Below are 20,632 nucleotides of genomic sequence, written 5' to 3'. Positions count from 1 at the left end.
ACTCCGGAATTTTTTTAATAAACAGGTTATAAATTTTTTGCCAGTTGCTCGAACTGCTTCTCTAAGCGCGCCGCCAGTGCGACACCGATTTCTTCATCTAAAATTTTTCTAAGCTTCTTTTGTCCTTGCGGCTGAAATGGATTAATGTTTTGATTTTGGACACGACGAGCAATATTCTCCGTTTGCTGCTTGGTTACCGCAATACCATATTGCACAGCATATCTATAAAGTTCTTCGGAAGTCAAATGATTCATCTTTTGAATGACAAGCTGCTCAATAAAAGGATTCAAATGTTTCACTCCTGTTCTCGTGGATTGGATTTACTGAATAGATTATGAATCGAAACGTTAATTGATGCTGATGATTTATGGTTGACTTTTCTGAAAAATGTCGGAACTTGTCTAACAATAATTGCCAATAAATGTGTCACAATGTAAGTGATTAAAGTATAATTAAGGACATTAAGAAGGATAAAAATATAGAAAAGTGTCCGTATAATTTTATTCTCATAACAGTGAGAAGCAGACTTACCGAGTCGAAAAGGGCACGATACATTATCGTATGCTTTCATTTGGGGGAATGGTGAAACGTTGTTACTATTGCAGAGGGAGTGATAACCATTATTTACCGAGATTCCTTACTTTCTGTTTCCGAAAAGTATCAATTTGAAGAACAATTATCCTTGGAAATGCGTTTCTGTATTGAACCTGACGGGCGAATTATAGAATGCAATAAAAAGGGACAACTGTTGGTTGATCAATTTGGCCCGAATTTTCTCCGCTTTTTTACAGAACAAATTGCAGGCGAGGCAAAAGTTTATTTGAATACAATTATTGAAAGCAACGATATCGTTTCTGCTTTGCTTACTGATAAATTAAGCGACAGAGATTTAGGTATCTTATATAATGGTTTTTTTAAAGATGGAAAAATAATATTGGTCGGTTATCGAACACAAATGATGTCACGTCTTGCCGGTGAATTTGTCCATGAATTAAGAAATCCGTTGACCATAATTAAAGGTTTTATGCAATTATGCGATCATACGAAAGAGTACGACAAATTCCAGCCAATTATTTTATCAGAAGTGGAACGAATGTATACGATTTTAGAAAATTTCCTAACCATGTCTTTGAGAAAAAATGTATATCGCAGCATGAATCCTGATGAACTCTGCAAAAAGCTCGTGTCGTTTCTGTCATCAGAATGTGCTGTCCATAAAGTCGCTTTTGATTATGATATTTCCTATTCTGAGAACGTTTGCAAAGTTGATCTTGATAAGATCAAACAAGTCTTGATTAATTTGCTTCGCAATGCATTGGAGGCCCTTGAAGGACATCTTCACGAAAAAAAGATCATGTTTCGTGGCAGTGTTGAAGATAAAGGTTACCGCTTTTCGCTGATTGATAATGGTCCGGGTGTTGAAACCGATGTTTTAAAAAATATGGGACAGCCTTTATATACAACGAAATCGAAAGGGACAGGAATAGGCTTATCCCTTTGCAAAAAAATTATCGCTGATCATCGCGGTACATTTTGTGTGAGCAGTGTCGTGGGAAAAGGGACAACCGTCAGTTTTTTTCTTCCATTTATCTCGCCATAATTTTTTCCATAATGTGCATCTGTGAAAATGCTCATTCTGAGTCACACTATATCTGATCCTAAAATGAAAGCGAGGGGTCATTGTGGCTGATAAGGATCATTATCACAATGAAGACTCATTATACGATAAGCAAAGTGCATATCATAATGAGGAGTACGCAAGAGAATTGGCTGCCGATCAATATGATCCGGAGGCGGAAAGAGCGCGTGCAGATGGTGATCACTCGTCCCATCGACGTATCGTTGAAGGCGGCAAGGGTGTGGGCTGGCTTGCACTGATTTGTTCTGTGATTGCCCTGTTCTTTTTGCCGGTCGTTTTGGGTATAGCCGGAATCATTATCGGTTATATTGCACTTAGAGAAGGCGCCCGTACTTTAGGCGGATGGGCAATTGGTATCGGATGCCTAGCAGTATTGATTCAGTTGCTCTCACCGCTCTTTTGGTAAAAAAACAAGAGAATCCTTACTTAGGTAAGGGTTCTTTTGTTTGTAAGCATATTTATGGAGATATGTATGTGATGCATGATACACTTATCATTAGGGAAATTGACTTTTTTAAAAAAGGAATGAGTGCGATGGATACAATTGAAGCAATCAAGACAAGGCGATCGGTACGTAAAGTGTCAGACAGAGAACCATCTAAAGAATTAATTGAACAAATTCTTGATGCGGCGCGAAGAGCGCCTAATCATATGAATACAGAACCATGGCACTTTATCGTGCTAACCGGTGAGGGACGGAATAAACTTGGCGAAGTCTATGGCAAGGTGAATCAGAAAAATCTTGAAAATGCTGACCAAGCCGCCTTGGAAGCTGCATATGAAAAAGGGCTATCAAGCGCTAAGCGCGCACCGGTTATCATTGTTGTTACGATGGAACCGAGTGATAATCCACGTGCGTTTGAAATTGAAGACATCGAAGCGACTGCCATTGCAACTCAGAATTTGATGCTGGCTGCACACGCGCTTGGTCTTGGATCCATTCTGAGAACCGGCGGGGCAGCTTATACTAAAGAAGCGAAAGAACAGTTCGGTGTATCTGAAAAAGGACACATTATCGGCTTTGTTTATCTCGGCTATCCGGCTGAAGGAGTTGTTCCTAAAGTTCCGGAACGTCAATCAGTGGCAGAAATTACTGAATGGGTGGACGCATAAGGGATATAGAAAATAAGCTTAAAAACACCAGACCGGATACTCCCGGTCTTTTTTGTGTTTCAAAATTAACTCAATTATTAATGGGTCAATGGTCATAAACGAATGCTCGTGTTCATAGCATGGTAACAAACAGCTTGTACATGTAAAGAGAAAGGATTCGATCGATGACGGATACTCATGTGGTCACATATGACGATGCAGTTAATAATCGTCTTTTTACTACCGGTCATTTTACCTCGAGAATTGTCGTGATGATTCCTGCACACAATGAGGAGGACTCAATTGCTGATGTCCTCAAAAGTTTGTCTGAACAGTCGGTTCCCAAAGGTTTAAAAATGGACATTTACATTGCGCTGGATCACTGTACTGATAATACGGAGAAAGTTGTTGTGCGCTGTAATGAGGACTATCATTTATCCATCTATCTCCTGAACACGGTCAAGAATAGGCAGAGAAAAGTTGGTGCTCTGAATCAGCTTTACCAGCTCTTCTGGGGTAATCCGAACGATCCAGACAACAAAGAAGTAGGAAAGCAGCAGAAATCCTACGCTAAAAGCATTGTCGCCTTTGTCGGAATTGATGCGGATGTTTATCTTGATAAGGACTGTATACGAACGTTATGGTCTGAGCTCAGCCACAATCATAAAGTGGGGGCGGTTTCAGCCAACTACACTTGTCTGATGCCGGAAAGCGTCCGGCACATATTAAGAAACGATCCGAATCGAGAACGCTTGGTCAGAAAAGGAAAATTCGGCAATGCATTGAATCGTTGGTGGGTCGCACAGCAGAATCGTGAGTTCGCTCAATGGACCATGAAACAAAAATATTGCGGACATTTTGCTGAGATTGCCGGAGGACAATGCAGCATCTTTCGCCCGGAAGCGGCTATTGAGGTCCGAAATGATTACAAATTAAACGGGCTCTATGATGATAAGTCAGATACCGAAGATCTGTTACTAACGCAATATATTAGAGCATGCGGATGGGTATGCCTGATCAGTAAGAGTGCGCGTTGCTATGTAGACAGCATGAAGACTCTTCACACTTACTCAAGCCAACGAAATAAATGGGTGTCCGGAACAACCGATTATATGCTTCAGGATGGACTCAAAACAAAATATTCCAGGAGATTATGGATACAAGAGGCCGGGCTCTTTATTAATTTGATCATTCGTTTATTTTTTGTTCTCTTAGTCGGTTTATCCTTGCTGACCGATCAGTTCTATTGGAACTGGATCTGGATTACACCTGTTATTGTTGCATCGCTTCTCAATTTAGTGCTGACACTGAAAACACCGAATAGTCGTTTCCTAGATGTTGTCTTGGCGACGTTACTCATCAGCCCGGAAATCTATCTCTGGATTACAATCAGCATTCATATTAATGTATGGCTTTCTAAGATCAGAATCAACAAACAGGATGGATGGGAAAATCAATATCGAGCAGAAACCGGACAAACACATTCTCACGCATTAATGTATTTTGTTTTATTTTTTTTGTTTGCCGCAGCTGCAATCTATTTTGTAAAAGTAAATTACGGTTTATTGACCAGTCCAACAATTCAACAGGCACTCAATCCATATTTGATGCAGGGATTTGTACTTCTTACCATTTTAACGATTTTTGAATTTGCGGTGATGCTGAATCAATTATGGAAGCTCAGAGGACCTTATAAAGCGTAAAGAAAAACCGGACAAAAAATAAAATATACGTTGCATACATGAATACGCGTACTTAGCGAAAATTCCCTCGCGGTTAGCCGAAGTTCCTTTTGAGCGACACCTCAGTTACTTGCTTGTCGCTGGCGCACCGCGAGCCTCTTCAGTCAGGCAGGAATCTGAGGGGCCACGCTGGTATGCTGAGTCCACAGGCGTCTTACACTTTCGTGTTTGGTTTCTAACTTTTTATTCGTCAGAAAATTGTATACTTTTTTCTTGTAATGAAAAGCCCGTCAAAGCTGCTTTTAACAGTTCTGACGGGCTTTTTACTAGCAACAAGTTAATTTTGACTTAAATATTGACCTCTTCTTGCTCAGCTTTCTTTTTTGCAAAATACTCTTCTGCCAGTTTATCAATTTCAATTTTCAATTCTTCGACCATGCGATCCTCAGGAACCTTCCGAATCACTTCGCCATGGCGGAATAAAAGGCCTTCACCTTTACCGCCGGCGATGCCGATATCGGCTTCACGCGCTTCGCCCGGACCGTTGACTGCGCATCCGAGTACAGAAACTTTGATTGGAGCATTAATCTTAGAAATATACTGTTCCACCTGATTTGCGATTTTGATTAAGTCGATTTGAATTCGTCCGCATGTCGGGCAGGAGATTAACGTGGCAGCATTAGTCAGCCCGAATGTCTTCAATAATTCACGGCATACCTTAATTTCCTCTACGGGATCCGCGGAAAGGGAAATACGCATCGTATTGCCAATCCCTTTGTTCAGCAAGATACCGAGTCCTGCCGCACTTTTGATTGTCCCAGAAAATAATGTACCTGATTCGGTAATACCTAAATGAAGCGGGTAATCAAATGTACGCGCTGCTTTTTCGTAGGCTTGAACTGCCAGATCAATGTTCGATGCCTTAAGGGAAACAATAATATCGTGAAAATCAAGATCCTCAAGGATTTTGATATGATGAAGGGCACTCTCAACCATTCCGTCCGCGGTAGGGTAGCCGTACTTATCCAAAATATGTTTCTCAAGCGAACCGGCATTCACACCGATACGGATCGGAATATGCTTCTCTTTTGCTGCACGTACAACGGCTTCAACATTTTCTTGTTTGCCGATATTGCCCGGATTGATCCGGATCTTATCCGCGCCGCCTTCGATCGCTTTTAATGCCAATCTATAGTTAAAATGAATGTCCACAACAAGCGGGATATGAATCTGTTTTTTTATTTCCGGAATTGCGAGTGCATCTTCCATGTTTGGACATGCAACGCGAACCATTTGGCAGCCGGCATCTTCCAAACGGTGAATTTGTGCGACCGTTGCCGCAACATCTCTTGTTTTCGTTGTCGTCATACTCTGTATAATGACTTCGTTGGATCCGCCAATGGTCAGGTTGCCAACCTTAACTTTTCTCGTTTTCGTACGATGTGTAATTTCAGACACGAGCGATTCGCTCCTTTATAAATAAGTGAATGATTTGTGAATCTTTCAGTATGGTCAGTATACCATGAATCTGCTCGGTTTGCCTGAAATAATACCCGTATGAAAGACTTTACACAACTGATTCCCATTCATTAAGGAGTTGATGCTGCCGATGAATCATCTGTCTGGTCATAACTAGGAAAAGCATAAGTTTTTCCGATCTGAAGATGGTTGGGATCAACAGAGGGGTTAAGTACAGCGAAATCTTTCAGCACTTTTTCTATTGATTGCTGATTTTCATTGATTCGCTCAGTAATTGAGAGCAATGTATCTCCGGGAGCAACAGTGACTCTTTGATAGGCAATCGCTGCTTTCTCAGATGCCGCGGGCTTTGCCGGCTCAGCTGCTGCTTGCCCTGCAGGAAGAGAGCCCGAGCTCAGATCTGCATAGCTTGTCCAACACATCATAATAAACAGGATGGTGAAGAATCTTTTTTTTATCACTTTTTTGCTCCGTTCAAAACGTATTTACGCCAAAGAAGGCGTTATTAACATCTATATGCCGGGCTGCTGTTTAATATGCTTGTTTTTTGAAATAAATCCAACATTTTTTTTAAAACCTTTTCCTCAATCATGGTGTATGGTTTAATTGATAATAGAAGAAAAAGACATATGTGCATAACATAGATAAGAGAGAAAAATGGTTTGTTTCTATAAAAGAGGAGGAACGCAATGGAACTGCTCACATACCCAGCGGGAGGGTTTATTGTCATTTTGCTTGCTGCGTGCTTTTTATTCGCAGAATTGCTTGTCAAGGCAAAAGGGCTGCTTGCACTGACCGGTAGCGGACTTTTTATTTTCTATTTTTTACATTTTCTTACGGATCAAGCATCGCCTTGGATCTTTTTATTGCTCGTAGGCGGTCTGCTCCTCATTATCATTGACGGCAAGTTGTTTACAACCGGAATCATAGGTATATTTGGTTTTATACTCATGGTGCTTGGATGTGCGCTTCCGACCCCATCGCTTCTTTATGGCATGCTGGTTGGAATTGCCTTTGTTATTGGATCCTGCGGCTCGCTTTTCTTTCGAAAAATATTGCCTCAACGCGATTATTTAGGCAAATTGATGCTGCATGACAAGCTTTCCAGCGATAAAGGCTATAATTCCATAAACAGTGATTATCACGAACTGATTGGTAAGGAAGGGAAGACAATGACTCCTTTCCACCCGGTTGGCACGGTGAAAATTGATGGAAAAAATTATAGTGCAATTACTGATGGTATCTTTTTGGAGAAGGATATTGCCGTTAAGGTGATCTCTGTTGATGGAACACGTATATTTATTGATCAGGTTGACAGGGAGAGCTAAGGCATTATGAGCGTGATTGAACAGTATGGATTTTTTATAAAAAAAGATGTTGTCATTTACAACCAATTATGGTATATTATTTCTTGTCGTTGGGACAGGCATTAATGATTAAAAGATTTTATTGACAAGCTTCAGCGCTTGTGATAAATTAATTCTTGTTCTGATTTTGTTCCACAGTAGCTCAGTGGTAGAGCAATCGGCTGTTAACCGATCGGTCGTAGGTTCGAATCCTACCTGTGGAGCCATGGCGGTGTAGCTCAGCTGGCTAGAGCGTACGGTTCATACCCGTGAGGTCGAGGGTTCGATCCCCCCCGCCGCTATTTTTTTACCTCACTTCACAATGGCGGTTATGGTGAAGTGGTTAACACACCGGATTGTGGTTCCGGCATGCGTGGGTTCGATCCCCACTAACCGCCCGTGGACCCTTAGCTCAATTGGTTAGAGCTGACGGCTCATAACCGTCCGGTTGTAGGTTCGAGTCCTACAGGGTCCACCACTTAACATGGAGGAATACCCAAGTTTGGCTGAAGGGATCGGTCTTGAAAACCGACAGGGGCTTCACGGCTCGCGGGGGTTCGAATCCCTCTTCCTCCGTTGGTTATACATAAGTATTATCCTGCAAACACCTGGAAGTAGCCATTTAAAGGCACTTCCGGGTGTTTTATTATTTTCCGATTGTCAAAGAAAAGCAAAGAAAATCAAATCATTTTGCGCAAATTTTGCATTTTTTTATCATGATAAAAGTCAACCGTCATATCATTGAACACGTTCAGCTAAATGGTTATAGGGAATGCGGTATCGTGATCATGTTTTCATGTCTGGTGGACAGGTCTCAGTTTCTATTCACCTTGAAGATGGTAAATACGTAAATAATACGATTTCACGTCAGAATACAGGCGATATTTCTTTGACAGGCTTTCGGTGCGACTTTAAAATAAAACATAGGTTTGCCATGAACTATTGAAACATTGGATTTTTATTGATGAACAGAAATCACTGTGTTTTTTTCCGAATGATCTTAGTTTCGTGTTCTAAAAATAGGAATGAGTAACGAATACATATGGCTGGTACATGACACATCAAAAAGAGATGATGTACTTGGGACTTGCCGCCAAGGAGGGGAAGAAGTGGCTAAGGAAACAGTGAAAAATAAAGGAACAAAGCACAATTTGCCAATGAGGCTGAATATACTCTTTCTTGTCGTGTTTGTGGCGTTTGCCGGATTAATTCTCCGACTTGGCTACATTCAAATTGTCAGAGGAGATTATTACAAAGCACTTGCAAAAGATAACAATACGCAATCGGCACGAATTGAATCGGCACGAGGAAAGATTTTTGATACGAACGGGGTGACGCTCGCGGATAATAAAGCTGAACTGGCGGTTGTGTATATACGCAATGCCGGAATCAGTGCGGAAAAGGGGTTGAAACTTGCTCGAAAGCTTTCCAACTATTTAACTTTGGATGGAAAAGCGATTTCCCGCATTTCAACGAGGGATAAGCGCGAGTATTATATCCTTACCAAATTCAAGAAGTTAAGTGATGCGTATAATAAATACTTGACGCCTGCAGAACAGAAAAAATATGCAAAGAAGCAAGGTCAATTGTACAAGCTGCTTCTATCCAAAGTCCCAAAGTCCGAACTAAAGGGCTATTCTAAAAAAGACGTTCAAATTATGGCGATCCAGCATGAATTTAATCAAGCATCAAATTTGAATCCTTACATTATTAAAAGAGGCTTGAATGTTGCTGATAAGGAATATATCGATGTAGTGGATCACCTGAACGATTTTAATGGAACGATTCAGACCGCTGATGTTTCCTCAAGAACGTATGTCAAAGACAAACCGTTCTACGTCGGCAAGATGGGGCCGATACCTGAGGATAAGATTACCGGTTATTTGGCTCAAGGATACAGCCGTAACACGGATGTTGGTATCAGCTATCTTGAAAACCAATATGAAAATTATTTGCGTGGCGTTCCGATGACGCTGACTTATAAGACTGAAAAAGGGCTTCCGGTCGGGAATCCTACGGTTAAGGAAGGCCAGCGTGGTGATGACTTACAGCTGACCATTGATATAAGGCTGCAAAATAAGCTCGATCAAGTATTGGAACAGAAAATATCAGAAGCCCGATCAATGGCTGGAAATAGTCAGAACAACAGTGCCTATGCCGTGATGATGAATCCGAAGACCGGCGCAATTTTAGCAATCGGCGGGAAGAAATATGTGAACGGTAAGTTTGAAGATGTTTCAAGTGATGCGATTACCTCACAATTTGAAATGGGATCCGCGGTCAAAGGGGCAACTGAACTCATTGGCTTTCAGCATCACGCCGTTCCGGAACATTTTTACGACATGCAGATTGACTATCCAGGAAGCGGCAATCATTCCTTTTCTTCATGGGAACAAGGCGGACTGGGGATGCAGACTCCGGAAACGGCGCTGCAGCACTCATCGAACATATTTATGGCAGCAATTGTTTCGAATATGGCAGGTATTTCTTTAACCTCGGCAGGAGGACATTATAATGCGAGATTTCCTTCGCCGTATAGTTCAAAGTTTGTAAAAGCAATAAATGATTTGAGAAATGGATACAGTCAATTTGGAATGGGCGTTAAAACCGGAGTCGATCTGCCAACCGAAGGCACCGGATATAATGGCGGAATGCCGGATAACTCAGGGCTGATTCATCAGTTTGCGATCGGTCAGTATGATACGTACACACCGATTGAAATGGCTCAATATATTTCGACCATTGCCAATGGCGGCTATCGGATGCAGCCGCATTTGCTTGAATCGGTTCATGAACCGGGCAGCGATCCTGATAAGCTTGGCAATACAGTGTACAGCTTTACACCAAACGTGCTAAATACGATCGGTAATAATAAACATGACTTAGCTCGTGTTCAACATGGATTATATCTTGTTACTCACGGAACCGGTGGGACAGGTAGTGTTTTTTATACACAAGGACAAAAGTATAAAGTCGCGGCAAAAACCGGTACGGCTCAGATTAATGAAAATGATAAAAGTCTCTATAACGAAACCTTAGTTTCGTACGCACCGTATGATGATCCGCAAGTCGCAATTTCGGTTGTTGTGCCAAAGGTACGAACAGGTCATCAAAACCAGGAAATTGCTCTTGAGATGTATAAGGAATATGACAAGTATTATCATTACACAAGTAAATAAAAATAGAAGGACCGCTTCGCTGCAGTAACAGCAAAGCGGTTTCTTTTTACAAGGAAAGAAAGTATATGATTTTCGCCAAAGCCAAAGGTTGTGAGCCAAACGCGCAGGTGCGAGACTCCTGCGGAGCGGCTCTGTTGATCGCAGGCCAGGGGAGACCCCGCAGGTATTAGTTTGCTTGAGGAGGCTCCCGGACTGCCCGCGGTCGCGCTCAGTTGATGCGAGCAACCGGAGCGTAGTCAAAATCCGGCATGATTTAAGGACCGGGCGCTTTTTGCCCGGTTCTTCTTATTTGTTTTGGTTAACTGTTGTGATGTTCTGGTACAACTTTTGAAATTGTGACACTTCCTATATGTACGCAAAAAGGCAGGTTGATCATTTATTGATCAACCTGCCTTGCAATGTCTATTCAATTAATTGCTATGGTTCTTCGTAATTACTTGAGCGAGCTTTTGTATGGACATATCGCTTGAAACGCTGAAAGAGCCAAGCTGTACATATTTTTCAAGCTTATTTTTATGGAGATAGGAGTCAAAATTCTGTTTTTGATTCGACTTAAGAATCTTCGCACGAACGAGCTCACTTGAAATATCTCCAGGAGTCATGCCACTTTTAATTTGAAGCTTATACGTTGTTTTCTTAGCCTTTGATGAAGAGTTATCGCTGCTTTTCTTGCTGCTGTCACTGTCCGTCTTCGGTTTTTCTTTGCTTGCTTGCTCCGTAGCTTTCTGGGTATCACTCAGCCATTGATTGTAGGCATCAAGATCAATCGCTTTACGGTGATGGCTGGCAAGATATTGAGTTACGGTTGCTTCTGTCAACGGCGTTTGCTTTGCTACGTTCTTTACCGGTTTCTGCTCTCCCTGATTGAAAATCAGGTAATAGAAGAAAGCAAAAACGGCGCATGTCAGCAAGATGCCGGCGGCAAAACCGCGTATTTCATTTTTTGTCAATGCGTTCACCCTTTAGAATGATCTTGGTCCCCGAGCATGATTTCCTCTTCGAGCACACGAATTTTTTTCTTTACCTTGTACAGTTCTTGCATCATTGTTATGGAATTTTCTTCAAGCTGACCTTCTACCTGTTTAATACTGTCCTGCTTATAGTAAGAAACAGCAAGCGCGGTCAACCCAACAATCATGAGTATCAAGATGACAAACCCCAATTCATTACCCCCCTCACCATTGTCTGAGGTTCATGCGATGTAACGATCACATGACAATCACCATAGTTATTTATAACACATCTCCTATGGTTACGGAAGAATTATGGCGAAAAAGAAAGAAGATTGTAAAATAAATAGTAAAAATTGGGGGAAACTGAGAAGAACGGCTATAAACAATTTAAAAATAAAAGGGAACATGCGTTTATAAAAGGTTGAAGCATTTAATATTTTTTGTTAAGATAAAGTGTATGTTTTTGTACACGATGATTTTTAGTGCAATGGAGGGATAAATATGCGAGTTAAGGTTATTTTGGAAAATACCGAAACCGGTGATCGCGATTACATCACGTCGAAGAACAAACAAAAGAACCCAGAACGTCTTGAGCTGAAAAAGTACAGCCCAAAACTGAGAAGATATGTGACTTATCGCGAAACAAAGTAAGATGGATTGAATAAAGAGCCGTGAAGGACCTCTTATGGGTTTTTTGCGGCTTTTTGTATGGACGACTTGAATTGTCCCATTTGTACTTGAGAAACGCAGTCTTTGAACAATCGCTCTAAATTCATCAGATCTCAACTATGGAGGACAGAATGAACAAACAAAAAAAAGCAGTACGCAACCGAATACTCCATGAGATGGATAGAATAGATGAATATGTATTTACGGAAAAATGTAAGAAGATCAGAAATCGTTTGTTTGCAACATCGTTGTGGCATGGAGCAGGGACGATTGGGGTAACCTTATCGATTGGCCGAGAAATAGAAACGATGGCAATTATTACAAAGGCCTGGACTGAAGCAAAACGTATCGCTGTCCCAAAATGTAATCCGAACAACCGCACTTTGTCGTTTTATGAACTGCAAACCTTCAGCCAGCTGGAATCCGGTTTTTTCGGTTTAATGGAACCGAATACATCAAAAACAGAGGCAATTACTCAGGACTCACTTGATTTACTTATTGTGCCTGGGATTGTGTTTAATCATCAAGGGTATCGAATCGGCTATGGCGGAGGTTATTATGATCGGCTTCTCTCTGACTATGAGGGGGTCACGGTATCCTTATTACTTGAAAGTCAAATGATTGGTGACATACCGATTGAACCACATGATCAGCGTGTGGATTGGATGATCACCGAGAAGAATATTTATGATACGAGCAAAGAAACGGAATGAAAGCCAAGCTCATAAGCCACACTAAGCAGAGTAAGTTGAGAGCGGGGTGCTTAGTGTGGCAAAAAGAAATGTGATCATCGAGACTATTCTATGGGCATTCACAGCCTTATTTCTTATGAAGCGAAGGCAAATTTTGTTTGAGTTCGCCCTGTTGGCTGCCGGACATCTTCTTTTCTTTAAGCATATTCAGAAACAGCACGAATCTGAATGATGAGATCAAGAAAAATTTTGTTTCAGTAGCATGATTTGCTGATTTGCTGTTTCAAATATAATCAGCATATGATCTTGCGCAACTAATAAAAGCGGCATCGTACTCCCGAGCGGGGATTCAGCCTGCGTTTGAGTAAGTTGAATGCCGCGTACATAATTTTTATAAAGGCCTTCCCATAATTGACCGGTGATTCGTTCAGCTTTTTCCTTTCCAAAAGGGAAAATATGTGTGAGCGAATCGCCGGTTAATGCGTCCAAAGGGATAACTCGATAATCGGATACTTGAAAGCCATACTGTGCGGCCGCACGACGAAGCATTTGCTCTCTACTTACGCCAAGTTCACGTGTATACTTACTAAGTCGATTCGCTTCCTCCGGCGTTCTCGGTTCGCGATAAAGATGGAATGATCCATTTGTTTTAATGGCCATGAGATAATCTTGGGAGAGCTGTTCCTTACCGAAAATCGATTGATCAATGTGCTGTTCGGCTTGGTGAACAGTTAGTCCAACATAAAATCCCGGCAGCATGTCCAATTCTTTGGAAGAAGACAATTGCCGCACATTTTTTTGCCAGCGGTTTACGATGGCAACCAATTGATTATTACGATACAATAAAGAAAAATCCTGCATTAGATCGTTGCGTTCTTTCGTTTCAGATGCAGTTCGCATACGTAAAAGCTGATTCTCGGGAATAAATTCCAGATGCGTCGCTGCTGTTACAAAGCTGATGCGCGGATTATCAGGGAAATAAGTAATGGTTGGACGATCTAGAAGCAGAAATGGAAAAACAAGCAATGAAAATACAGCAGCTGCCGTGATAAGCAGGGTAAGGATTTGTACTTTTTTAGGGCGCATAATCAGACAACCTCCGGACAAGACCTATAGTCTACTCTATTCAAAACTTGTCCGTTTCATGACCAAGACAGGACTGATTTCGTTGATTGGATTCAGCAAGTACTATTTTTCTATAAATCTTAACAAGTTACATATTGGCAAACATCGATTTTTGCGAGAAAATGAAAAGATGAATTTATTCTGATAGGCGGTGCGTTTATATGATTAATATTGGTGTGGATTTAGGCGGTACAACAATAAAAATGGCTCTGATTGATGATCATGGGAAAATGATCGACAAATGGGCAATCGCTACGAATACGATTGATAATGGGAGACACATTGCTTCCGACATTAGTGAAAGCGTTCTTAAAAAAATGCAGCAATTTAATTTAGAACGTTCAACAGTTAGAGGCGTTGGAATTGGTGCTCCAGGCTTTATCAATATGGACACTGGTTTTATTTATCAAGCTGTTAATATAGGCTGGAAGGATTATCCGCTTAAAGAAGAGCTGGAGCAGTCAATAGGACTGCCGGTTGTGATTGATAACGACGCAAACATGGCAGCACTTGGAGAAATGTGGCTCGGCGCTGGACAAGGCGCTAAAAACCTGATTTGTGTGACACTGGGTACAGGCGTTGGCGGGGGCATTATCTGTGATGGTGAGATTCTGCACGGTGTGAGCGGCATGGCGGGTGAAATCGGACATATCACGGTTATGCCAACTGATGGCGCATCATGCAACTGCGGGAAAACAGGCTGTCTTGAAACAGTATCTTCGGCGACTGGCATTCGAAGACTGGCTTTAGACGCTCTTGACTATAATGACTCAGTGAGTATTCTTCGCGATATTTTTGAAAGTAAAGGAGACATTACTGCTGAGGATGTCTTTAACTGTGCCGCAAAGAAGGATCCACTCTCCTCAACGGTCGCCGAAAAAGCAGCTTATTACCTCGGATTTGCCCTTGGATCGATTGCAGTGACCATTAATCCGGAAAAAATTGTTATTGGTGGCGGAGTGTCACATGCAGGGGATACACTTATTGATCCGCTGACTAAATATTTTAAGCGCTTTTCATTGCCGCGAGTGTTTGACGCTTGCACGATCAACCTTGCAAAATTAGGCAATGATGCAGGTGTAATCGGTGCAGCTTGGCTCTGCATTCAGAAAATTAAGCAGAACGCCATAAACTAAATGATCTGCGTTAACTGAATGGAAAGGTCGGTTTCTATGAAATGGATTGTATGTCCCGTTGGTCCGATTCAAGCAAATTGTTATTTGGTGTTTGATCAGACAACAAGAGAATGTTTGATCATAGATCCTGGAGGAGAATTTGAGAAGATTAAGTCCATCATTGGACGAGAACAGTTGCATCCTATTGCCATTCTACTGACGCATGCACATTTTGATCATATTGGCGCGCTGGATGATGTACGGGATCATTGGAACCTCTCTGTTTCCGTTCATGAGAATGAAGCGGATTGGCTGCAAGATCCGAAAAAGAATGGATCCGCTTATTTTCCTGTGACTGGTTCAATTACGGCACGTAAGGCGGATCATTTGCTGACGGATCATCAAAAAATAATCATTGGTCCGTTCTCATTCACCGTTCTGCATACTCCGGGTCATTCCCCTGGTGGCGTATCTTTTTATTTTGAAAAAGATCAAGTTGTTTTTTGCGGTGATGCACTTTTTAAAGGAAGTATTGGGCGCACAGATCAATATGGCGGAGATTATGACCAACTACTGACGAGCCTCCGAATGCAACTCATGACGCTGCCTGATGAAATTGTAGTCTGTCCTGGTCACGGACCATCGACAACAATCGAAGACGAAGCGGAGAACAATCCATTTTTGACATAAATATAAACATACAAAAAACAGCGACTCAGCCATAATAATTGGCTGGGCCGTTGTTTTTCTTTCATAGTGCAGGCGCACCTAACCATTGCTTTTCATAAGATAGGCAGTATGAGAAGCAGCGAAGGAGGTATGTAGTGTGCCAAACCATCGATATATTGATTTCCTTGCGAAATTGGCTGTCGATAATGCACATCCAGGAGGTCATGGCCTGACCGAAGCGATTATTGAGCAGCTGTCAATAAGGAAGAATAGCAGCCTGCTTGATGTAGGATGCGGTACCGGTGCGACCACGGTATTCATCGCCGAGAAATTGCATGCTGATGTAACAGGTATTGATCTGCATCCGGGTATGGTGAAACGCGCAAAGGCTCGTGCGGCAGTGAGTACTTCCGCTCCAAAAATTGTTCTAGCCTCTGCTGAACAACTGCCGTTTGAATCCAACTATTTTGATTATTTATTGTCAGAATCCGTAACAGCATTTACCGATGTATCGCTTTCAGTGCCTGAATATTATCGAGTATTGAAGCCTGAGGGTCAGCTTGCTGCAATAGAAATGACTGTCGAGAAGCAGCCTAATGAGCAAGATAAACGGTTGATCGAATCTGTATACGGTGTGAGCGATGTTCGGACTGAAAACGAGTGGCTGTCTATTTGGAAGAGTGCAGGATTCATTAACCTGAAATCCTTTCATGCCAATGAAATTAAAACACATTCAGGGGACGTACTTCCAACCTATAATTTGACAAGCATCATTGATGAAGGAGCAATTGAAGTTTGGCTTGAACATATGCAAATGATGCAGAAATTTAAAGATGTGCTTACGTACCGCGTATTCACGATGAGCAAGCCAAGTGACTAAATAGAACGGAAAATGCCCGGCATACGAACAAAACGTATCCGGGTCATTTTTTTCTTTTTTTTAAGTGTTCGCTGATCTGCGCCGTGTAACTCTCAATCGCATTGGGAATTTGTCCGAAAAGCTGGTTGCGTAATGGCGGGCGTTTCGCCTTGTGTTCCATGCGCGCCTTCTCTCTTTCTTCACGAGGCGTTTCCATATAGCGAACAAACTGCTCGGTTAAAAAACGAACATAATCTTCGGATTTCATGAGCACTTGCCCCTTCTCTTTTTTAGTTTCATTTTGCCCAAAAAGAGAACGGATGATTCATGATCGACAAGCATAATTACTTTTTGACGTTCGAAGGCAGGAGTTCATTGGTTTAATTGTTCCGACCACTTGATTGGTTTTCCACTTTTTTTGGAATAAGTGATTTGATCGATCTCTTTACGATCGTCAGTAATAACTTTAAATTTAATGATCACTGTTTCTTTATTTTCTGTAACATTAAACGCGACAGTGCCGTTGCGATAAATGAGTGTTCCTTGTCCGGATAACGATCGCTGCTCTAGTTCGTGTTCAAAATCAATAAGCGCGCATTCACGTATTTGTTGAAGCTGAAATTGAGCATATGAATGCTGATAAAATTTCCGATCGCTTGTCAGCACCAGCAGTGCATGGAATACAAAAGCGAGCAGTATGAGCGACAAGATCATCGTTAATGGTAAAACAAATCCGTTCTGATCACTTTGACGTCCTTTAATCACCGGCATCATCCTTGACATAGAGTCGATCATCCCAATAATAATTTCGGTTTGCTTTATCTGTTACGCGAATTGAAACAAATTCACCGTCAGAATGAAACGCTGCATGTTTGACCTGCTGAAGAACAATTTCATAACCCGCGCCGTTCACCTGACGGATGATACGTCCGTTTGACAAAAATGTGTAACTTACACGGTCTGTACCTTTTTTCATAGTCAGCGTCTGATGATCAGTTGAACAAGATACGTGTTGAGAGAAATGTAATTCTGTTGCCGTTTGCATGAAAAATACGCGTGTTTCCTTTTGTGTATCCAGTCGTAGTTGAAATCGCTGATTCATAAATTGAGTCACACCAATTGCAAGGCTAATAATAATTAGGAAAATAGAGAGGGCCAGCATCATAGACAGCAAAGTATATCCCGCTTGATTCTTCATCGTTTGGCTTCCCCAGTGATCTTATGCTTGCGTCCTTCGTAATCCCAACTGATGCTCAAATATGCTGAGTGTTCGCTTTGTTCGATCCACTCAATGTGGAAATCTAGTGAGGTTTCCGGTTCAGCAGACAGCGCTCCATTCGATTTCCACGACATTAAGTGATAGCTTAGCAAACTGATCGCTTCATGGCTCTGTTTGATGAGCTGCCGTTCTTGATCTACGCGTACTAATAAAGGAACGGCAGTAAGGATCAGTATAGTGAAAATGGCGAGTGCGGTCATCGCTTCGGGGAGAAAAAGTCCACGTTCATTACGTTGTCTTTTCATAGTAATATCTTCCCTGACCAAGAAGCAATACGAGTCGATAACGAATGCTTCCCAATGTTATAGTGAATGTCTTTATATTTGTAAAATGCCCCAACTGATTAATCATGATCGAATTCTCTTGATAGCCGCTGTAGATCGTAATTCGAGGGTTCATTTGTATGCGTTCGATTCGGTTCTTAAACGAAACATAATAAAAATGTTCAGGGTTATTAAAGACAATCCGAGGGACGTCAGATTCACTTATTGCGGCAATCTGTGTATCATGAATTTTTTCGTCAAGTTCACTCATAAAATGTTTGAGCGTGACTTCATCAGATAGATGGGAAAAAGCAAGAAAAGATATAGGGGTAATGATGCAGGCAATTGATAGGACAATCAATACCTCAATCAGCGTGTATCCAAAATCATGTGTCAAGGATGCTTTATGGTACACTGACTTCACCGGTCGACGCATCATAATTCAGTGGTGTACCATCTGAGGACTTGATACTGTTGACGTAGTCGGGCATGAGGTCATCAAGACTTTCAGGCAGAGCTCCATCATGGTCCATTTGATAGGCGGCGATTTGGCTTTGAACAAGCTTAACCGTTGCATCAGTACTTTTATTCATCACAACATCATTTGATTTGGTCATATTCGGAACCGCAATTAAAAGCAAGATGGATATGATAAACAATACGATCATCATTTCAATTAGTGTGAATCCGCGTTGTGACATAAAAATGAATTTACGGAAGATTTTTAGCATGCGAAGAACTCCTTTATAGTGGGATGTAAAGTGGAGTGTATATGAAAATCTCTATGGAAGCTCATTGGAACGTTGAAATTGTTTTACAGATGTGCTTGATGCAGCAGCAACAGTTACCTATTTTTGGACTTTAAAAGTGGAATTTTTTTCAAGTGAGAGCGTTGCAAAAGTGGTTGGGTGAAAAGCAGAAGCAGAGAAGAAAGAAATGATGGTATTCGCAAAGTGAGAATCTGAACGTTGTATCAACTCCTTCACTAATTTGGAATATGAATGCTAAGGATGGGAACACCTCCATAATATTTATTTGATTTCAAAAAAGATAGTTTACTATGTAAAATATTCGACACCATCTGACAATTACCTTTTCCATAAACAGAAATTATGTGGCAAATAGTTGAACAATGTCATGGTAACTGAGTGACCTAATTAAGATAAAAATTATGAATTAGATCACATTGTAAACGTATACATTAATGCTATGCTAAATAGGGAAATTAATATTTTGAGAGGATGAGAGAAATGGCAGAAGTAAAAGCAGCTTTTCTTTTTATCGGACCAAAAATTGATACAGCACAAGCGAAAGCACTGATTGACACGCCGGTGATCAAACTGAACGTTGTCGGAGTAAAATCGTATGATGAAGCGGTAAAAGCGGCGGTTGAATTAGCAGATATAGGAGTAGAGGCAATCGAACTTTGCGGTGGATTTGGCAATGAAGGCGTTGGCAGGGTTGCTGCAGCAGTAAGGGGAAGGGCTTCAGTTGGCGTTGTGCGTTTTGATCACCATCCTGGCCTTGGATTTAAGAACGGTGACGAGATATTCAGTTAATATTAGAAAACTTGGCTTTGCCAAACCTCTGGCGAAGTCGCCGTCGCACTTACACTATTCCTCTAACTCTTTATAAAAAAACGACTGACGAGCATAAAGCCCATTCAGTCGTTCTTTTGAAATTCATTAAAATTCTTCATAGCGAGCGGGATCTTGATCAAAGGTTCGTCCATCCGGATGACTTAGTCTGCCGATGGTTTGCATCTCTTCATCGCTGAGTGAGAAATCAAATAAAGAAAGATTTTCCAATTGGCGTTTTGGTGAAGACGATTTTGGCAACGGCAACGCATCGAGTTGTAAATGCCAGCGCAGAATAATTTGTGGCACGGATTTTTCGTGTGTATCCGCAATTGCTTTAATGCTTGGATCTTGAAGCAACTTATTTGCCCGCCCCAATGGACTCCAGGATTCAGTTACAATTCCGTGTTCCTTGTCATAGGCTCTCTGCTTTTCCTGTGAAAAATAAGGGTGCAGTTCGACCTGGTTGACGCTTGGGGTGACACCCGTTTCTTTAATGAGTCGATCCAAGTGCTCAGGCAAGAAGTTGCAGACACCGATTGAGCGGATCAAGCCCCATTTCTGTGCATCAATTAATGCCTGCCATGCTTCCACATACAAGTCCTTGCTTGGATTCGGCCAGTGGACCAGATACAGATCGTAGTAGTCCAGCCCTGCACGAAAGAGAGATTCTTGGATTGTCGTTATTGCTTCATCATATTTATGATGACGTCCGGGTAATTTGGAGGTAATGATCAATTCTTCACGTGATACGGAGCTGCGGCGTACAGCTTCACCAAGCGCACCTTCATTTTCATAATTAAATGCTGAATCAAGTAAACGGTAACCTGTGTCAATTGCGCTTAATATGGAATTAATGCCTGATGCGCCGTTGAGTTGGTATGTACCGAAACCAACAGCGGGCAATACTAATCCATCGTTAAGTGTTCTTTGTGGAATGGTTGTCATTGAATAGTTCTCCTCCTTCATCACATTAAGTTTAACATCCTCATTTTTCCAAGTCTAACAAAGTGC

The 20,632-nt window shown here is 41.6% G+C and carries 26 protein-coding genes and 5 tRNA genes; 18 read left to right on the top strand and 13 right to left on the bottom strand.

Features of this window, described 5'->3' with window-relative positions; genetic code table 11:
• Positions 1-26 precede the first annotated feature (26 nt).
• Positions 27-290, bottom strand: coding sequence for a DUF2624 family protein (locus NOM01_RS00295; protein ID WP_255745385.1), 264 nt, complete (start codon positions 288-290; stop codon positions 27-29).
• A gap of 320 nt (positions 291-610) precedes the next feature.
• Here NOM01_RS00295 and NOM01_RS00290 point away from each other — a divergent pair, with 320 nt between their 5' ends.
• From NOM01_RS00290 to NOM01_RS00275, 4 genes are all read left to right on the top strand, one after another.
• Positions 611-1,600 (top strand): ATP-binding protein, encoded by a 990-nt coding sequence (locus NOM01_RS00290; protein WP_255745384.1) that lies wholly within the window; start codon positions 611-613, stop codon positions 1,598-1,600.
• Positions 1,601-1,682: 82 nt separating this feature from the next.
• Positions 1,683-2,045: a hypothetical protein gene (locus tag NOM01_RS00285; protein WP_255745383.1), complete on the top strand. Its 363-nt coding sequence runs from the start codon at positions 1,683-1,685 to the stop codon at positions 2,043-2,045.
• Positions 2,046-2,116: 71 nt separating this feature from the next.
• On the top strand, positions 2,117-2,752 hold the full coding sequence (locus NOM01_RS00280) for a nitroreductase family protein (protein ID WP_255745382.1): 636 nt from the start codon (positions 2,117-2,119) through the stop codon (positions 2,750-2,752).
• A 164-nt stretch (positions 2,753-2,916) separates the two neighbouring features.
• Positions 2,917-4,434, top strand: a complete 1,518-nt coding sequence (locus NOM01_RS00275; protein WP_255745381.1) for a glycosyltransferase family 2 protein — start codon at positions 2,917-2,919, stop codon at positions 4,432-4,434.
• Positions 4,435-4,761: 327 nt separating this feature from the next.
• Here NOM01_RS00275 and ispG read toward each other — a convergent pair whose 3' ends face one another.
• Together ispG and NOM01_RS00265 are read right to left on the bottom strand one after the other, a co-directional pair.
• Positions 4,762-5,871 carry a flavodoxin-dependent (E)-4-hydroxy-3-methylbut-2-enyl-diphosphate synthase gene (ispG, locus tag NOM01_RS00270; protein WP_370645884.1) on the bottom strand — a complete coding sequence of 370 codons (1,110 nt, stop codon included), beginning with the start codon at positions 5,869-5,871 and terminating at the stop codon, positions 4,762-4,764.
• Positions 5,872-6,002: 131 nt separating this feature from the next.
• Positions 6,003-6,353, bottom strand: a complete 351-nt coding sequence (locus NOM01_RS00265) for a LysM peptidoglycan-binding domain-containing protein (RefSeq protein ID WP_255745380.1) — start codon at positions 6,351-6,353, stop codon at positions 6,003-6,005.
• A gap of 228 nt (positions 6,354-6,581) precedes the next feature.
• Between NOM01_RS00265 and NOM01_RS00260 the strand changes: the two genes are divergently transcribed.
• The 7 genes from NOM01_RS00260 to NOM01_RS00230 all read left to right on the top strand — a co-directional run bounded on the left by NOM01_RS00260 (position 6,582) and on the right by NOM01_RS00230 (position 10,417).
• Positions 6,582-7,220, top strand: a complete 639-nt coding sequence (locus tag NOM01_RS00260; RefSeq protein ID WP_255745379.1) for an NfeD family protein — start codon at positions 6,582-6,584, stop codon at positions 7,218-7,220.
• A gap of 170 nt (positions 7,221-7,390) precedes the next feature.
• Positions 7,391-7,465: transfer RNA gene (locus NOM01_RS00255), tRNA-Asn, on the top strand.
• Position 7,466: 1 nt separating this feature from the next.
• Positions 7,467-7,540 (top strand) — tRNA-Met (locus NOM01_RS00250).
• Between the two features lie 23 nt (positions 7,541-7,563).
• Positions 7,564-7,636: transfer RNA gene (locus NOM01_RS00245), tRNA-His, on the top strand.
• A gap of 3 nt (positions 7,637-7,639) precedes the next feature.
• Positions 7,640-7,716, top strand: a tRNA-Ile gene (locus NOM01_RS00240).
• Between the two features lie 8 nt (positions 7,717-7,724).
• A tRNA-Ser gene (locus NOM01_RS00235) sits at positions 7,725-7,814 on the top strand.
• A gap of 533 nt (positions 7,815-8,347) precedes the next feature.
• Entirely contained in the window at positions 8,348-10,417 is a 2,070-nt protein-coding gene (locus NOM01_RS00230) for a peptidoglycan D,D-transpeptidase FtsI family protein (protein ID WP_255745377.1), read from the top strand.
• Between the two features lie 410 nt (positions 10,418-10,827).
• Here the strand turns inward: NOM01_RS00230 and NOM01_RS00225 are convergent, their stop codons facing one another.
• Both NOM01_RS00225 and NOM01_RS00220 read right to left on the bottom strand, forming a co-directional pair.
• Positions 10,828-11,367 carry a hypothetical protein gene (locus tag NOM01_RS00225; protein WP_255745375.1) on the bottom strand — a complete coding sequence of 180 codons (540 nt, stop codon included), beginning with the start codon at positions 11,365-11,367 and terminating at the stop codon, positions 10,828-10,830.
• Positions 11,368-11,372: 5 nt separating this feature from the next.
• On the bottom strand, positions 11,373-11,579 hold the full coding sequence (locus tag NOM01_RS00220; RefSeq protein WP_253065607.1) for a hypothetical protein: 207 nt from the start codon (positions 11,577-11,579) through the stop codon (positions 11,373-11,375).
• Positions 11,580-11,871: 292 nt separating this feature from the next.
• Between NOM01_RS00220 and rpmG the strand changes: the two genes are divergently transcribed.
• The 3 genes from rpmG (at position 11,872) to NOM01_RS00205 (ending at position 12,963) form a co-directional block, all read left to right on the top strand.
• Positions 11,872-12,021, top strand: a complete 150-nt coding sequence (gene rpmG / locus NOM01_RS00215; RefSeq protein WP_255745372.1) for a 50S ribosomal protein L33 — start codon at positions 11,872-11,874, stop codon at positions 12,019-12,021.
• A 149-nt stretch (positions 12,022-12,170) separates the two neighbouring features.
• Positions 12,171-12,752, top strand: coding sequence for a 5-formyltetrahydrofolate cyclo-ligase (locus NOM01_RS00210; RefSeq protein WP_255745371.1), 582 nt, complete (start codon positions 12,171-12,173; stop codon positions 12,750-12,752).
• A gap of 55 nt (positions 12,753-12,807) precedes the next feature.
• The gene (locus tag NOM01_RS00205; protein ID WP_255745369.1) at positions 12,808-12,963 is read left to right on the top strand and encodes a hypothetical protein; all 156 of its coding nucleotides are present in this window, start codon (positions 12,808-12,810) and stop codon (positions 12,961-12,963) included.
• Positions 12,964-12,968: 5 nt separating this feature from the next.
• Here the strand turns inward: NOM01_RS00205 and NOM01_RS00200 are convergent, their stop codons facing one another.
• A complete protein-coding gene (locus tag NOM01_RS00200; RefSeq protein ID WP_255745367.1) occupies positions 12,969-13,817 on the bottom strand; it encodes a hypothetical protein in 849 nt (282 codons plus the stop codon).
• 200 nt (positions 13,818-14,017) lie between these two features.
• Between NOM01_RS00200 and NOM01_RS00195 the strand changes: the two genes are divergently transcribed.
• The 3 genes from NOM01_RS00195 to NOM01_RS00185 all read left to right on the top strand — a co-directional run bounded on the left by NOM01_RS00195 (position 14,018) and on the right by NOM01_RS00185 (position 16,520).
• Positions 14,018-14,992, top strand: a complete 975-nt coding sequence (locus NOM01_RS00195; RefSeq protein WP_255745365.1) for an ROK family glucokinase — start codon at positions 14,018-14,020, stop codon at positions 14,990-14,992.
• Positions 14,993-15,028: 36 nt separating this feature from the next.
• The gene (locus NOM01_RS00190; protein WP_255745363.1) at positions 15,029-15,661 is read left to right on the top strand and encodes an MBL fold metallo-hydrolase; all 633 of its coding nucleotides are present in this window, start codon (positions 15,029-15,031) and stop codon (positions 15,659-15,661) included.
• A gap of 136 nt (positions 15,662-15,797) precedes the next feature.
• Positions 15,798-16,520 (top strand): class I SAM-dependent methyltransferase, encoded by a 723-nt coding sequence (locus tag NOM01_RS00185; RefSeq protein ID WP_255745362.1) that lies wholly within the window; start codon positions 15,798-15,800, stop codon positions 16,518-16,520.
• Positions 16,521-16,563: 43 nt separating this feature from the next.
• Here the strand turns inward: NOM01_RS00185 and NOM01_RS00180 are convergent, their stop codons facing one another.
• The 6 genes from NOM01_RS00180 to comGC form a co-directional block, all read right to left on the bottom strand.
• The gene (locus tag NOM01_RS00180) at positions 16,564-16,767 is read right to left on the bottom strand and encodes a YqzE family protein (RefSeq protein ID WP_255745361.1); all 204 of its coding nucleotides are present in this window, start codon (positions 16,765-16,767) and stop codon (positions 16,564-16,566) included.
• A 104-nt stretch (positions 16,768-16,871) separates the two neighbouring features.
• A complete protein-coding gene (gene comGG, locus NOM01_RS00175; RefSeq protein WP_255745359.1) occupies positions 16,872-17,282 on the bottom strand; it encodes a competence type IV pilus minor pilin ComGG in 411 nt (136 codons plus the stop codon).
• Positions 17,257-17,697: a competence type IV pilus minor pilin ComGF gene (gene comGF / locus NOM01_RS00170; RefSeq protein WP_255745357.1), complete on the bottom strand. Its 441-nt coding sequence runs from the start codon at positions 17,695-17,697 to the stop codon at positions 17,257-17,259. The genes comGG and comGF overlap by 26 nt, the downstream gene beginning before the upstream one ends.
• Positions 17,694-18,023, bottom strand: a complete 330-nt coding sequence (locus NOM01_RS00165; RefSeq protein ID WP_255745356.1) for a hypothetical protein — start codon at positions 18,021-18,023, stop codon at positions 17,694-17,696. Before NOM01_RS00165 ends, comGF begins: the two co-directional genes overlap by 4 nt.
• Positions 18,007-18,465: a competence type IV pilus minor pilin ComGD gene (gene comGD, locus NOM01_RS00160; protein WP_255745354.1), complete on the bottom strand. Its 459-nt coding sequence runs from the start codon at positions 18,463-18,465 to the stop codon at positions 18,007-18,009. The genes NOM01_RS00165 and comGD overlap by 17 nt, the downstream gene beginning before the upstream one ends.
• Positions 18,446-18,772 carry a competence type IV pilus major pilin ComGC gene (comGC, locus tag NOM01_RS00155; protein WP_255745352.1) on the bottom strand — a complete coding sequence of 109 codons (327 nt, stop codon included), beginning with the start codon at positions 18,770-18,772 and terminating at the stop codon, positions 18,446-18,448. The genes comGD and comGC overlap by 20 nt, the downstream gene beginning before the upstream one ends.
• A 519-nt stretch (positions 18,773-19,291) precedes the next feature.
• Here comGC and NOM01_RS00150 point away from each other — a divergent pair.
• On the top strand, positions 19,292-19,600 hold the full coding sequence (locus NOM01_RS00150) for a DUF6506 family protein (RefSeq protein WP_255745351.1): 309 nt from the start codon (positions 19,292-19,294) through the stop codon (positions 19,598-19,600).
• 126 nt (positions 19,601-19,726) lie between these two features.
• Here NOM01_RS00150 and NOM01_RS00145 read toward each other — a convergent pair whose 3' ends face one another.
• Positions 19,727-20,566, bottom strand: a complete 840-nt coding sequence (locus NOM01_RS00145; RefSeq protein ID WP_255745349.1) for an aldo/keto reductase — start codon at positions 20,564-20,566, stop codon at positions 19,727-19,729.
• Between the last annotated feature and the right edge of the window lie 66 nt (positions 20,567-20,632).

Source organism: Sporolactobacillus sp. STSJ-5, from assembly GCF_024385605.1.
Lineage (GTDB): Bacteria > Bacillota > Bacilli > Bacillales > Sporolactobacillaceae > Sporolactobacillus.
Note: the sequence above shows the minus strand (reverse complement) of the source record. Positions and strands in the feature narration are given on the sequence as shown.

Coding starts and splice junctions, on each gene's coding strand:
- NOM01_RS00280 (WP_255745382.1), top strand. CDS start 2,117: ATGCATGATACACTTATCATTAGGGAAATTGACTTTTTTAAAAAAGGA.
- comGC (WP_255745352.1), bottom strand. CDS start 18,772: ATGCTAAAAATCTTCCGTAAATTCATTTTTATGTCACAACGCGGATTC.
- comGG (WP_255745359.1), bottom strand. CDS start 17,282: ATGTCAAGGATGATGCCGGTGATTAAAGGACGTCAAAGTGATCAGAAC.
- NOM01_RS00210 (WP_255745371.1), top strand. CDS start 12,171: ATGAACAAACAAAAAAAAGCAGTACGCAACCGAATACTCCATGAGATG.
- rpmG (WP_255745372.1), top strand. CDS start 11,872: ATGCGAGTTAAGGTTATTTTGGAAAATACCGAAACCGGTGATCGCGAT.
- comGF (WP_255745357.1), bottom strand. CDS start 17,697: ATGAAGAATCAAGCGGGATATACTTTGCTGTCTATGATGCTGGCCCTC.
- NOM01_RS00260 (WP_255745379.1), top strand. CDS start 6,582: ATGGAACTGCTCACATACCCAGCGGGAGGGTTTATTGTCATTTTGCTT.
- NOM01_RS00275 (WP_255745381.1), top strand. CDS start 2,917: ATGACGGATACTCATGTGGTCACATATGACGATGCAGTTAATAATCGT.
- NOM01_RS00165 (WP_255745356.1), bottom strand. CDS start 18,023: ATGAAAAGACAACGTAATGAACGTGGACTTTTTCTCCCCGAAGCGATG.
- NOM01_RS00200 (WP_255745367.1), bottom strand. CDS start 13,817: ATGCGCCCTAAAAAAGTACAAATCCTTACCCTGCTTATCACGGCAGCT.
- NOM01_RS00150 (WP_255745351.1), top strand. CDS start 19,292: ATGGCAGAAGTAAAAGCAGCTTTTCTTTTTATCGGACCAAAAATTGAT.
- NOM01_RS00195 (WP_255745365.1), top strand. CDS start 14,018: ATGATTAATATTGGTGTGGATTTAGGCGGTACAACAATAAAAATGGCT.
- NOM01_RS00180 (WP_255745361.1), bottom strand. CDS start 16,767: ATGAAATCCGAAGATTATGTTCGTTTTTTAACCGAGCAGTTTGTTCGC.
- NOM01_RS00145 (WP_255745349.1), bottom strand. CDS start 20,566: ATGACAACCATTCCACAAAGAACACTTAACGATGGATTAGTATTGCCC.
- NOM01_RS00190 (WP_255745363.1), top strand. CDS start 15,029: ATGAAATGGATTGTATGTCCCGTTGGTCCGATTCAAGCAAATTGTTAT.